Origin of the sequence: Flavobacterium ginsenosidimutans, assembly GCF_037478105.1 — a bacterium.
In the GTDB taxonomy this organism is placed as follows: domain Bacteria; phylum Bacteroidota; class Bacteroidia; order Flavobacteriales; family Flavobacteriaceae; genus Flavobacterium; species Flavobacterium ginsenosidimutans.
Genome location: NZ_CP147988.1, coordinates 4,073,607 through 4,088,104 on the forward strand (window position 1 = coordinate 4,073,607; position 14,498 = coordinate 4,088,104).

Annotated in this window: 9 protein-coding genes; 3 read left to right on the forward strand and 6 right to left on the reverse strand. The window is 34.5% G+C overall.

Annotation, left to right across the window (positions count from 1 at the left end; genetic code table 11):
- Window positions 1–3: 3 nt before the first annotated feature.
- Window positions 4–1,056 (reverse strand): proline iminopeptidase-family hydrolase, encoded by a 1,053-nt coding sequence (locus V6624_RS17815; protein ID WP_239455746.1) that lies wholly within the window; start codon window positions 1,054–1,056, stop codon window positions 4–6.
- A 283-nt stretch (window positions 1,057–1,339) separates the two neighbouring features.
- On the opposite strand from V6624_RS17815, the gene V6624_RS17820 reads away from it, so the two are divergent.
- Window positions 1,340–6,184: a RecQ family ATP-dependent DNA helicase gene (locus tag V6624_RS17820; protein WP_338841916.1), complete on the forward strand. Its 4,845-nt coding sequence runs from the start codon at window positions 1,340–1,342 to the stop codon at window positions 6,182–6,184.
- Window positions 6,185–6,417: 233 nt separating this feature from the next.
- On the opposite strand, the gene V6624_RS17825 is transcribed toward V6624_RS17820, so the two are convergent.
- The 3 genes from V6624_RS17825 to V6624_RS17835 form a co-directional block, all read right to left on the reverse strand.
- Entirely contained in the window at window positions 6,418–7,395 is a 978-nt protein-coding gene (locus V6624_RS17825) for a hypothetical protein (protein WP_338839589.1), read from the reverse strand.
- Between the two features lie 11 nt (window positions 7,396–7,406).
- Window positions 7,407–8,204, reverse strand: coding sequence for an esterase/lipase family protein (locus V6624_RS17830; RefSeq protein WP_111290112.1), 798 nt, complete (start codon window positions 8,202–8,204; stop codon window positions 7,407–7,409).
- A 137-nt stretch (window positions 8,205–8,341) separates the two neighbouring features.
- A complete protein-coding gene (locus V6624_RS17835) occupies window positions 8,342–8,944 on the reverse strand; it encodes a DUF998 domain-containing protein (protein ID WP_338839590.1) in 603 nt (200 codons plus the stop codon).
- Window positions 8,945–9,399: 455 nt separating this feature from the next.
- On the opposite strand from V6624_RS17835, the gene V6624_RS17840 reads away from it, so the two are divergent.
- Both V6624_RS17840 and V6624_RS17845 read left to right on the forward strand, forming a co-directional pair.
- Entirely contained in the window at window positions 9,400–10,104 is a 705-nt protein-coding gene (locus tag V6624_RS17840; protein ID WP_338839591.1) for an SDR family oxidoreductase, read from the forward strand.
- A 318-nt stretch (window positions 10,105–10,422) separates the two neighbouring features.
- Window positions 10,423–12,435 carry a M13 family metallopeptidase gene (locus tag V6624_RS17845; protein ID WP_338839592.1) on the forward strand — a complete coding sequence of 671 codons (2,013 nt, stop codon included), beginning with the start codon at window positions 10,423–10,425 and terminating at the stop codon, window positions 12,433–12,435.
- A 187-nt stretch (window positions 12,436–12,622) separates the two neighbouring features.
- Here the strand turns inward: V6624_RS17845 and V6624_RS17850 are convergent, their stop codons facing one another.
- Window positions 12,623–13,087 carry a hypothetical protein gene (locus tag V6624_RS17850; RefSeq protein WP_338839593.1) on the reverse strand — a complete coding sequence of 155 codons (465 nt, stop codon included), beginning with the start codon at window positions 13,085–13,087 and terminating at the stop codon, window positions 12,623–12,625.
- Between the two features lie 217 nt (window positions 13,088–13,304).
- Window positions 13,305–14,465 (reverse strand): type IX secretion system outer membrane channel protein PorV, encoded by a 1,161-nt coding sequence (gene porV / locus V6624_RS17855; protein ID WP_338839594.1) that lies wholly within the window; start codon window positions 14,463–14,465, stop codon window positions 13,305–13,307.
- Window positions 14,466–14,498: the final 33 nt, after the last annotated feature.

Genomic DNA, 14,498 nt, shown 5'->3' on the forward strand with positions numbered 1-14,498 from the left:
CTCTTATTTTCTGTTTTGATCCGCTGCATCGGTATCTTTCAAAAACTTAATAAGGCCCTTCATATAAATGTCCTGATCATCATACATGCTCATGTGGCTTCCATTGGGACAGTACAAATAAGTACCGTTTTTTATCTGAGAGGCAATCCATTTCATATGTTCGGGATCCATAGTGTCATAGCGAGCTCCTATAGATAATGTTGGCACAGCCAGTTTTGGAAGCTCTTTTTTGATGTCCCATTTCTCGAGTTTTCCTGACAGTCCAAATTCACTTGGCCCTTGCATAGTTACGTAAAGCGACTGATTTATTTTACTAAAAGATCTATTTACCGGCTCTGGCCACTTGTCTGGATCTAAACGCAGTATGTGCTTGGCATAAAAGTTTGGCATCAGCAGCTCCATATACTGTGGATTTTCAAAATCTTTATTCTTCTCTATCTCCCTGATCTTTGCCAACACAACCGGATCCATCTGTTTTGCCAGCACTTCATCTGCATACTTATCATAATCAATAGCGCTCATCATCATATTGGAAATAATAAGCCCTTTTAGATGCTGCTGATACTTCAATGCATACTGGGAGGCTAAAATGCCACCCCAAGAGTGACCTAAGAGATAAAAATTGCTCTGATCCAGATCCAGTGCCTGTCGCACCTGCTCCACTTCTTCTACATAACGGCCAAGATCCCAAAAAGTCGGATCATTGGGATTATCGGAATTGCCAGTGCCTAATTGGTCGTAATAGATAAATTCGATTCCTTCCTGAGGCAGAAAACTCTCCATGCACTCAAAATATTCATGGGTAGCTCCAGGCCCTCCATTTAAAAGAAGCAACTTTATTCTCGGATTATTTCCGATGCGCTTGGTCCAGACCTTAAATTTTCCTTTCGGCGTGTTTATCTCTATAACTTTTATACCTCCCATTTTTATACCAGTAGATGTATCTTTTAAGTACGCGTCGAGAGATACGCTTTCTTTTTCTGCTTGCTTATCGCCACACGCTGTAGCACACAACATACCAAGCACTACTAGAAAAATCTTTTTATATGCATTCATGAGCATTTGATTTAAATTTACAGCTTTTAGTTTTCCAGCTCTAATATACTAAATTTCAGCGAACAGGAATTCTTTAAAGCAGAAGCTCTTTGTGATGCACTTACGCAACAAAGTCCTTTAACGAATGGTTTTGATGTTATCAATTACCATAATTTTGATTTAAAAGATATCTTTAAAATTTACGAAATAAATTATTAAATTAGCATACTATCATATTGACTATTAAATATTTGTGAATTTATAGCCTAGATAGATAAACCAAACCATAATCTTATTGAATTTAATGCTATTAGATGAACGGAAAAATACTTATTCAATAACATTCATTGATACCGAAATTGAACCAAACAAAGGTAAAATCCTTGATATAGGTGCAATTAAACAAAACGGTAATCAATTCCATAAAACATCTTTAGGGGATTTTGTACAGTTTCTCCAAGGTGACGATTATGTATGCGGACATAACATTTTAAATCACGATATAAAATATATAGGTGAAGCAATTTATGAGGCTGGGATTAAATCTCTAAACATAATTGATACACTATACCTATCTCCTTTACTATTTCCGACAAAGCCCTACCATGCATTATTGAAGGATGACAAACTTCAAACGGAAGACACGAACAACCCATTAAACGATTCCATTAAGGCACGAGATTTATTCAATAGTGAGGTTGCTGCTTTTTGGCAAATTGATAAAACACTTAAAGAAATCTTCTGCTTTCTCTTAAATTCCACAAAAGAGTTTGGAGCTTTTTTTCGTTTTGTAAATTACAGGAGTATAAGCTCTAATGCAGAAGCGCAGATTAGATTAAAGTTTCGAAATGAAATTTGTGAACAGTCAGATTTAACCAAAATAATTGCTGAACACCCTATTGAATTAGCGTATTGCCTAGCATTGATTAATTCATTCATAACCCATAAAACTGTTCATTCTATCACACCTCCTTGGGTTTTAAAGAACTTCCCTGATGTAGAGCGCATAATGCTATTATTAAGGAATAAACCTTGCATAACCGGTTGTAATTATTGTAATAACGCCCTTGACATCCACAAAGGATTAAAAAGATTCTTTGGTTTCGATTCATATCGGACTTATGGTGGTGAGCCACTCCAGGAAAAAGCCGTTAAGGCAGCTGTGAATAACAAGTCAGTATTGGCTGTTTTTCCAACAGGCGGAGGAAAATCAATTACATTTCAGGTTCCTGCTTTAATAAACGCTGAAAATTCAAAAGGATTGACTATTGTAATTTCTCCGCTTCAATCACTAATGAAAGATCAGGTTGATAATCTCGAAAAGATTGGCATAATTCAAGCTGTTACCATTAACGGATTATTAGACCCTATTGAAAGAGCCAAATCGTTTGAAAGGATTGAAGATGGTTCTGCTTCTATCTTATACATTTCTCCCGAATCACTAAGATCGAGAACTATCGAAAAGCTAATTTTAGGCAGGAAAGTTGCCCGTTTTGTAATTGATGAAGCACACTGTTTTTCCTCATGGGGACAAGATTTCAGGGTAGACTATCTATACATCGGGGATTTTATAAAACTAATTCAAGAAAAGAAAAACCTTGAGAATGGCATTCCAGTGTCGTGCTTTACCGCAACAGCCAAACAGAAGGTGATTGAGGACATACGGGATTATTTTAGCGAAAAATTATCACTGGATCTTGAAATTTTCACTTCAAAAGCATCAAGAACTAATCTTCAATACAAGGTATTTGAAAAGCAAAATGAAGAAGAAAAATATTTGGCCACCCGAGATTTAATCGAAGAAAAAAACTGCCCTACTATTATTTATGTGTCCCGAACCCGAAAGGCTTATCTGCTAGCTGAAAGGTTAGCTAATGACGGTTTTAGTGCAAAACCATACCATGGCAAAATGGATAAACAGGAAAAGACTAAAAACCAGAATGCCTTTTTAAATGGTGAAACGCAAATTATGGTGGCGACCTCTGCCTTTGGTATGGGTGTAGACAAAAAAGATGTGGGCTTGGTAATTCACTACGAAATCTCAGATTCCCTTGAAAATTATGTTCAAGAAGCAGGACGCGCTGGCAGGGATGAGAATATTTCAGCTGATTGTTTTGTACTGTTTAACGAAGAGGATCTCAGTAAGCACTTTATCCTGTTGAATCAGACCAAGCTTTCTTTAAAAGAAATCCAACAGGTATGGAAAGCAATAAAAGATATTACAAGATTTCGTTCTAAAGTATCCAATTCAGCATTAGAGATTGCCCGTAAGGCAGGTTGGGATGACAATGTTGTAGAAATAGAAACGCGTGTAACTACCGCAATTGCTGCTCTTGAAGATGCCGGATATCTTAAACGTGGGCAGAATATGCCGAGGGTATTTGCTAACAGTATTTTACCTAAAAATGCCCAAGAAGCTATTGATAAAATAAACATTTCGGGAAAATTTGAAGAAAAGCAAAAAGAGCAAGGTGTACGTATTATAAAGAAACTCTTTTCAAGTAAAAGCAGAAAGCAGATCAACAGCGAAACTGCTGAATCAAGAGTAGATTATATTAGTGATCATTTGGGTATTGTAAAAGAAGAGGTCATTAATATTATAAACCTGCTGCGTGAGGAGAATATTCTGGCAGATGCAAAGGACCTGACCGCATTTATAAAAAAAGTAGACAATAAAAACCGTTCCCTTTCCATTGTAGAAATATACAGTAAAATTGAAAACTTTTTACTTCCAGTTTTCAAAGAAGAAGAAAGTATCTTCCATTTAAAAGAATTGAACGAGGAAGCTGAAAAAAATGGGTGCGATGGTGTAAATACCAATAAGCTGAAAACAATAATTAACTTTTGGTCTATTAAAAATTGGATTAAAAGAAAAAACTTAGAACATTCTAAAAATCACATTGCTATACATTGCCTTCAAAGCAAAGAACAGCTAAAAGATAGGCTTGAAAAACGGCATGAGCTCGCAAAATTTATCGTTGATTTTTTTTATGATAAAACCATCGCCGAAGCCATAAAAGATCAGGAAGATAAAGATGAGATTTTAGTGGAGTTTTCAGTACATGAACTAAAGGCTACTTATGATAATAGTCTCAGTCTTTTCAAAAAAGAAATAAGCATTGATGATATTGAAGATACGCTGTTCTATCTTTCAAGAATTGAGGCAATAAAGATAGAAGGCGGTTTTCTTGTTGTATATAATTGTTTAACCATTGAGCGAACCGAACAAAATAATAAAAAGCAATACACTAAAGAAGATTATCAAAAGCTTAGTCAATTTTACGAAAGTAAAGTTCAGCAAATTCACATTGTAGGCGAATATGCTCAAAGGATGATTACCGATTACAGGAATGCACTTCAGTTTGTGGAAGATTATTTCCAACTCAATTATAGTTCTTTCTTAAACAAGTATTTTAAAGGCAGCAGGCAAAATGAGATTAAACGGAATATTACACCTGCAAAATTCAGACAACTCTTCGGGGAGTTGTCCCCTACGCAGTTGAAAATTATTAATGATAACGAAACACAGCATATCGTTGTTGCTGCTGGTCCAGGCAGTGGAAAAACAAAGGTCTTGGTCCATAAGCTGGCTTCGCTTCTTTTGATGGAAGATGTTAAACATGAGCAACTATTAATGTTAACCTTTTCAAGGGCTGCTACGACCGAATTTAAAAAGCGTTTACTAAAGCTCATTGGCAATGCCGCTAACTTTATTGAGATTAAAACATTCCATTCTTATTGTTTTGATCTTTTGGGTAAGGTTGGCACTTTAGAAAAATCGACGGATATTTTAAACACTACGGTTCAAAGAATCAAAAATGGTGATGTTGAGGCTAGTAAAATTACAAAGACTGTTTTAGTTATTGACGAAGCCCAGGATATGAATGCAGATGAGTTCGCTCTTATTAATGCATTAATGGAGCAAAATGAAGAAATGAGGGTTATTGCTGTGGGAGATGATGACCAGAATATTTATGAGTTTAGGGGGGCTAGTGCTAAATATCTTGAACAGTTCATTTATGACAACAAAACCATAAAACATGAATTGGTTGAAAATTACCGTAGTAAAAGTAATCTGGTTACATTCTCAAATCAATTTGTCCAACAAATTCATCACAGATTAAAAGAAACACCGATTATTGCTAATCAAACTGATAATGGAAAAATCAAGATTATTAGATATCAAAGCAATAACCTTATTACACCTCTTGTAACGGATATAGTTAACACCGATCTTTCTGGAACTACGTGCGTACTCACAAAAACAAACGAAGAGGCTATAAAAGTTGCGGGGTTACTTTTAAAGAACGGCATCAAGGCAAAATTGATACAATCTAATGATGGTTTTAATCTGTATAATCTAGTTGAAGTCCGGTTTTTATTGGATAAAGTCGATCTGGGAACAGATATTTACACAATCAGTGATGAGATTTGGGACAATGCTAAAAGAGAGCTAATCAATACTTTCCGTAATAGCAATAAATTAGAGATTTGTCTGAACATCATCAAAGATTTTGAAACCACTAATCCTTATAAAAAGTACAAATCTGATTTAGAAATTTTAATCCGAGAGTCTAAACTGGAGGATTTCTATTCTGAAAATGGCGAAACAATTTTTGTATCAACTATTCATAAAGCCAAGGGAAAAGAGTTTGACAATGTATTCCTTTTGCTTGAGAATTTTAATATAGATACAGATGATGCTAAGCGCCAACTTTATGTGGCAATGACAAGAGCAAAATATAATCTATATGTGCATTTAAATTCAGGCTTTCTCAATCCATTGGTAGCGGAAAATCTTGAACAAATCGATGATTTTGAAACTTACAATGCACCTGATAAAATTGCGATACATGCCACATTCAAAGATATCTGGTTAGACTATTTTATTAACAGACAGGTTTTGGTTTCTAAACTTACGTGTGGAGAAATCCTACATGTTGAAGGTTATGAATGCTTAAATTCAAGCGGACAATCTGTACTGAAATTTTCAAAGCAATTCATCGAGAAAATTGAAATAATGAAGTCTAGACACTATCAATTAAAAAGTGTAAATGTAAATTTTATATTGTACTGGTTTAAGGAAGAAACTTCGCAGGAAATCAAAATAATTTTACCTGAGCTTTATTTTGAATCTATTAAAGTATAAGTGAAAATAGATATTGTTTTAATGGAAAAAATATTGCTCCTCTTCGCTGCTGTTATTCGTAAAGATTAATAATGTCATAATATGGCTTTATATTGAAGCTTACCTAGTTAACGAACCATTTTAAGTTATCAGCCTAAATTTCATGAGAAATGTTAACTAGCTTGAACAGTACTCGAGCGCACATAATTTCATTTTAATTAAACCATTAGCAATCAAATTCAGACAAATAAATTTCAATGTCCAAAATAATCTCTCAAAGGATCGCTCCACTTTCTATCTAATACATAATCTACATCTTCACGCGACTGTCTTATCGCATTTGCTGCAAATTTACTGAGTTGCACTTCATTAAAGTCTTCAGGCGCTTCACCACCGTACACTTCTTCAATTAAATTTTTAAAGATTAAAGGATTACTGAAAGATTCTTCCAAATTTTCAAAAGCCTTGTGGAAAATACTTTTCATCTCCGAATTCATTCTCTCAAAGAAATAGCCGTGGAACATCCAGAATGAAGATTGAAGCAAGGGGTAGCCATCAATTGAATTCAGCAAATCTTTTAACTGGCTCAAAAAAATAGTATATTTTATAAAGCCCCAAACTCCACATTGTGCTTTAGTTCTCTTTTCGGCTTCAGTAATAAACGCCGAATTTATTTTCTCTTCAGACGATAATATTTTAATTACATCTGAAATTTTATTGTCGCCGTACCAAACATAATCAAGCATTCCTAAAAACAATTCAACATCCTTATCTCTTTTCAAAAAACGGTTGAGCGAAATAAATTCGTTAAAAGCTGAAATTGTCACTGAATTTCCTTCAAGCTCAAAATACCTATTCTCTTCCGCAAACTCAGCAGTATAAGAAATCATTTTGTACTTATAATACTCGTTGTAGTAAGGCATAACAGAAGGGTGTCTGATAACTGCTAATATTTCTTTTGAAGAAATCTCATCAAATTTACCAGGCACATAACCGGCAAATATGGCAACTAATAGCAAATTGTAATATTCCAAAAGAGCATCAATTTCAAAGCGCTCTATTAGTTCTTGGCCATATACACCATCTGGAATATGAAACCGGAGCAGTTTTTTTAGTTCTGTCTCTTTATTTCGGTCAATAAAATTCATTATATTTTTGAATCCGCGGGCAGCTTTTCCTTTATCATGAAACTCTGCCTTTAATGACATTAGATTTCTTTCCTTATGCTCCATTTTTCTATGTTTTAAATAATCTGCTTTAGCAACTCAACAGGTGTGATGAAGGCGTCTTTTGGCTTGCAGACAGAAATATGTGTTGTATTTGGGATTACGTGGGCCGGAGAATCCTCAAGATAATTGAAATTCCTAACTATTTTATCTCCTTTAGAATATACCACCAATTTAGCTTTTGAAAAATTTCCTTCTCCTCCATTTTGTAGAGCTGAAGTCTGATTTTTGATTGAATCTAGAATCCCATTATTTTTTGAATCCAAATCATTTAATATTGGAAATCTAAACTTAACAAATAAGCCGAATAATCCTGATAACCCAGGCAAAGCTTGCATCGCAAGGGAAATAACTTCCGCTCCATGATGAGCTGGAGCATATAAGGCTAGTTCAGATTTTTCTACCCAATCATCTCCTGCAATATGGCCATGCAATTGGGCCTGTCTAATTAAAACTGCTCCTAAAGAATGGGCAACCAGAACTATTCGCTTATAGTCTCTTTCAGGTAAATTTTGAAGACTAGGCAAAATTTGGTTGTGAAGAGGTTTAAAAGCTAGATTTATAAAATGGTACAATTCCGCCGCATGGTCACCAGCTTGTCCCTTAAAAGTGTCATAACCATAAAAAACAATATCGGAATTTTTAAAATGGTCATCAAAAAGTAAAATTAAGGGGAAGTTGTTCCATGTTCCTAATGCGCTGCCTCCAAATCCATGAACAAAAACAATAAGGTTCTCTGGGCTTTCAAAACTAAAATACCCTTGTGTATTAGCACCGTGTTTAATCTCGATTGATGTGGTATGATTAGTTGCCATAGGATCATTTCATTAGTTATTTCAACCAATTTTATTCTCAAAACAAAAATAAAATATATTAAAACAATTACACTAAGTACAAACACTTGTTTTTCAATTATTTAAACCTTAAAAAACCGCCATTTCAATAATTAAATCTATTTTTTCGCAGAAATATTAAGCAATCGCAGAAAACCCAACGAAAGAGCAATAAACCAAACAGTCCAACCAAAATGTACAAAGCGTTGAATAAGTCCGGTATAATTCATTTGTATTGTTTCTGAGGGAATTGCTCTGATCAAGATAAATAACATAATAAAGAAACTGATCAAACTTAAAATTCTGAGATTTTTCAATCCTTTTCTTTTCCATAAAATAGCTGCCAATAATGGTCCTAATAACAGAAGCAAGAGTATTGGCCCAGATTTAGAATGCATTGGATTTCCAGAATGATAAAATGCTGCCCAGCCTAACATAACAGTAAATCCTACAATTCCTAAAAGTGGTGCTTTTTTCAATTTCTCTTGGTGGCAAACATTGAAAAGTCCGATTAAAAAAGGGATACTAAGTAAAGAACATAACCAGGTTGAAATCTCCATAAGATTTTCGGATTTTGCACCAATTGCGCCTAATGCGCTTATTGTGTCACGAACGTGACTGTAATTTTCGTTTTGCATTCCTGCAACAATTACAGAAAGCCAAAAAATAAATGGAATTAATAATCCTTGAAAAAGGAAAAATCTTGTGATTGATTGTTTCATAGTTTTGATTGATTAGATAATTCTTGTTAGACACCATCTTTATCAATCTGTTACATGAAACCTTTTTTATTATTTTTTCTAAAATCATTCCTTTTCTCAACGCTAATACATTAATAGAAAGCTTTGAAATTTTTCTTAATTTCTATAGATCTATTCGGATTGACAACAATAATTTCATAATCGCGAATAACTTTTTATTGTTTTCCCTAAAGTTTTCAATAGCTAAAAAAGTTAGAAAGATCAAAACCTAAAAAGTTTAGCTTAGAATCTATTAAATAGTTACTTTTTAAATCCCCCACTCCAGCCAGCTTTCATCTCACCTGTCAAAATAAAAAAGAGAGCCTTCAATACTATAATTTATCGTATTTTTATAGACCGTCTGTCTTTAAAAAAAAGTGCAGAGAAAACATCAAACTTAGAAATGAAAATAAAAAACCTCAATTAATCTTATAAAAATGCAAAACATAGAAAACAAAGTGGCATATATAACTGGCGCGTCTAAAGGCATCGGTTTGGGCATTGCAGAAGCTTTAGTGCGAAGCGGAGTTAAAGTGGCGATATCAGGAAGAGACACTAATGCGCTTGAAAAGGCACGTCAAACATTAGGAAACCAGAACGTACTTGTAATAGAGTCTGATGTCAGAAATTTCAATGACGAACTAAAAGCCGTTCAGCAGATTGTGTCTGAATTCGGAAAACTCGATATTGTCATTGCCAATGCAGGTGTGGGAAAATTTGCGTCCATAGACGAAATGTCCCTAGAGGACTGGAACGCGATGATTGACACCAATCTAACTGGGGCTTTCCATACCCTGAAAGCGACCTGTGAACACCTCAAAGCAAACAAAGGCTACTATATTTCAATCGCATCGTTGGCGGGAACCAATTTCTTTGCCAAAGGAGCTGCCTACAATGCATCAAAATTCGGCCTTGTTGGCTTTACGCAGGCTGCCATGCTGGATCTTCGCGATTATGACGTAAAATGCACCACCATCATGCCTGGCTCAGTTAGCACAAACTTTAACGGCCATACACCGAATGAAGATGATGAATGGAAAATTCAGCCATCCGATATAGGCCAAATGGTGGTAGGCCTCTTAAAAATGAATCCGAATGTACTGCCAAGCAAAATAGAAGTCCGTCCAACGAAAACTAAGTAATCAAAATTTTCTTTCCATTTAAATCTATATAGAATAAGAGCGACTAAAAAGGCTGCTTTTTTATTTACTGTCTATTGCAGAATATTAAATATAAAGCTTTAAAGTAATTTACTGAGTATTCTTCACAGAAAAACAATAGGTTAACGATAAATAACTGCTTATAATTCTGATTTTTACGAGTAATAATTCCCACAAAAACTTTAAAATTAAAAACGGAATTCCTATATTGTTCTGCTAAAAATTGCCTATGTCAGGCATATACATAAATACTTGCTTTCAAACTTTTTTCAGTTCATTTTAATAGAAATCATCTAGATTATGAAAAAATCATTTCTGTTCTTCATTACGTTACTAGCTTTTACAGCATGCTCAAAACATCAAGGAAAAAAAAATATTGCTATCAGCGGAATAGATTCCACATTGCGGCCAGGTAATGATTTTTTTAAATATGTAAATGGTAAGTGGTACGATTCTGTATCAATACCTGCATCTCAAGCTGGAGTAGGTGCCTATATGTTTATGAATTTCCCGCAACGAATTCGATTACAAGGAATATTGGATAGCATTTCGCAAAGCAAGAATCCAGAAGGAAGTATAGCACAAAAGGTAGGAGACTTTTATGCATCTGGTATGGATACTCTAACCATTGAGAAACGCGGTTATGCGCCTATTAAACCTTTACTTGCCAAAATTGAAGCAATTAGTGATTTGCCGTCCTTAATGAATTTTGTAGCTAATGAAGAAAAAGCAGGCAATTCTTCTATTATAGCTTTTGGAGTTTCATCTGATCAAAAAAACAGCAGTATGAACATTGCCGAAATCTATCAAACGGGTATTGGTTTGCCTGACAGGGACTATTATTTCAAATCAGATTCATCAACTGTTGCCATACAGAAATCATACAAAAAATACGTTGCTGCATTATTTCAACAAACAGGCAGCGATGCCAAAGAGGCTAAAAAGAATGCCGATTTGGTTTACGATATTGACAAACAAATCGCCGTTTCGCATAAAACAAAAGTTGAACTTCGAGATGTACAGGCAAATTACAACAAAATGGCTGTGAAGGATCTTGTAAAAAGACATCCTAACATAGACTGGATTACTTTTTTAAATAATTTAGGCGCTAAAACGGATTCAATTAATGTTTGTCAGCCAGCTTATTATGATGCTCTTAATAAGCTTTTAAAGACCATCCCTATTAATAATTGGAAAATTTATTTGAAAGCAAATTCTATAGAAAGATATGCAGACGATTTGAGCAAACCTTTTGTAGATGCTTCATTTGAGTATACCAAAGTGCTTTCTGGGCAGGCTGTCCAAAAATCACGTGGCGAAAAAATGGCTAATGTTATTGACAATTACTTAGGCGAAGCTCTGGGTGAATTGTATGCAAAGAAATATTTTCCAGAAGATGCTAAAAAACGTATGTTGATTCTCGTAAATAATTTGCAGAAAGCGTATGCTAAAAGAATCGATAAATTGGAATGGATGAGTCCTATTACGAAACAAAAAGCGAAAGAAAAATTGTTCGCTATTACTAAGAAAATAGGATATCCAGATAAATGGAGAGACTATAGCAACGTACAGATAGCTAGGAATGCCTATTTTGAGAATGTAGTTTCGGCCTCTACAGCTGCGTATCAATTTCAATTGGCAAAATTGGGCAAACCAGTCGATAAATCAGAATGGTTTACAACTGTTCCAACAGTTACAGCATACAATAATCCTACTGCAAATGAAATTGTTTTTCCTGCAGGTATTTTACAGCCCCCATATTTTGATAATGATGCAGATGATGCTCTTAACTATGGCGGTATTGGAATGGTTATAGGTCACGAAATAACTCATACTTTTGATGATCAAGGTGCTCAATATGATAAAGATGGAAACCTGAAAAACTGGTGGACAAAAGAAGATTATGCACAGTTTAAGTCAAGAATACAACAGGTTATTAATTTGTACAGTACCTATACCGTTTTAGACAATCTACACATTAATGGCGCGATGACAGTTGGTGAAAATACGGCAGATATTGCTGGAATAGCAGTTGCCTATGATGCTTTTAAAATGACCCAACAAGGACAAGAGAATACAAAAATCGATGGGTTTACTCCAGACCAACGCTTCTTTATTTCTATAGCCAAAATATGGAGAGTAAAAATGAAAGACGAGTTCCTACGCTTGTGGATTAACAACAATCCACATTCTCCACCAAATTGGCGTGTTAACGGCCCTCTTATGAATACTACTCCTTTTTACGAAGCATTTGATGTAAAACAGGGAGACAAAATGTTTTTGCCTAAGAAAGATCGAATCACAATTTGGTAATATCCCAGTGGAATGAGCGTTTTTCTTGTGAACGCAAATTACTTCATCATCTAAAAACAAAAAAGCTTCAGAGAAATCTGAAGCTTTTTTATTGTAGCTGAAAAAAGACTCTATATCAAAATAAAAAAAACAGCTCGAAGGCTGTTTTAATTTGTAAGCGATATTAATATAAATATTACACAATTTATTAATGTTTTCCTTTTGATTTTCCGCCATGGCCATTATCATGGTGTCCTTTTTCTTTTCCAGATTTATTGTTACCATTTCCAGGTTTCTGACCTATTGTTTTCTGAGGTTTTCCTTTATAACCTTTAGCATATTTTACTTTATGATTTTTGAAATTATCATAAGGGCGCTCGCCTCTGTAATCTGTCAGTACAACCTTATACTCGCTGTAAAGATCATAATTTCTATAAGCCGATGGCAAAGATCTAGCTCTGATCCATCTTCCGTTATTTAAATAAACATAATTAGATGTGTTGATATCATAATACGTTTCAAGATCAGGCAGATAATAATATCGAACGTCTGTATAGCCCACCGGTCCCCATGCTGGAGGATTTCCAATATTAACGTTTACCGATACTTGCGCGTTGGAATAATTAAAAGAAAGAAACAATACTCCAATAATAAAATATTTGATAGTTTTCATGATTTTACTTTTATTTATTATTATACCAGTTTAAAAAGACAAGAAACGTGCCAAAAAAAATAGCCTTTAAGAAATCTGACACCATAATTTATTGAAAATCAAATAAAAAAACCTCTAAATTAAATTTTAGAGGTTTTTAAATATCATCTCAATAGATAAGAAATAATCGGATCTAGCTATTTAAAATGCAGATCAGAGAATCAGAAAAACTTTTTTCTTAATTAGCAGGTTTTTCCTGTTCCTGTTCTTCAATCCCAGCCGTAGCATTATCACCAATATTAAAAGACAGAGAAAATCTTATCATATTATCTAATGGCGACTTCTGTTTTGCCGCAGAGCTTAAATAAGAGAAATCAAATTTAACTTTCTTGTATTTAAATCCAGCTCCAAGGGTTAAGTATTTGCGGTTTCCCTTTTCACTGCTTTCATGAAAATAACCTGTTCTTAGGGCAAAGGACTTTTGATATAGATATTCCAATCCAAGAGCCCAAGTAACTTCTTTTAATTCTTCACTAAAACCACCTGGCGCATCAGTAAAAGAACTGAAAGCTCCTTTAACAAAACCTGTTTCCTGATATTGGGCATTAGTTTGGTCATTTTGTGGTGATGGAACTAATAATTTATTAAGTTCCATAGAAGCTGCCAATGTGTTGTCCTGATCAAAAATAAAATCAAAACCACCACCTACTTTTAAATTAGCTGGCAGAAAGCTTTCAGATCCTGAATCTCCATTATACTTTAATTTTGGGCCAAGATTTGAAATGTTAAATCCTGCTCGCCAGATGCCATTAAAGTTTTTGAAAGCAGTTTCCTCCGTCTGAAAATATCCTGCAATGTCTACAGCGAATGAACCCGACGCATGGCCACTTGAGTTTCCCTGCTGAATTTCTAAATTAGAATGAATGTATCTTCCTGTAACAGACATGGCAAATTTTTCACTTAATTTTAATGAATAAGATCCATCAAATGCAAGTTCATTTGGCTTCACAATTTGTCCTGCATCATCTTCATCTTGTTTGAATAAGGTTTCTCCGATCCCAAAATATCTCAAACTGAATGCAAATGCACTTCTTTCATTAATCTTGTTATAGAAATTTAAATTCAATAAACCTGTATCATTTGACAATGAAGACATATAGGGCGTGTAACTCAACCCTATTCCTAATTTGTCTTCTGCAAAAGGATATTTCGCCGCATTCCATTGCTGTGAGTAGACATCTGCCGAAGTCGCAACTCCCATATCTCCTATTCCTGATGCTCTCGCATCTGCTGAGACCTGCAAAAAAGGAACTGCAGTAACAATTGCCCTATTTTGTTCTTGAGCGAGTAGATTTCCAACTCCAAAGAGTAGTATAAATAATAGAAATATTTTTTTCATGTGTATCTGTTAATTGTTTTTGATTGAAATTCC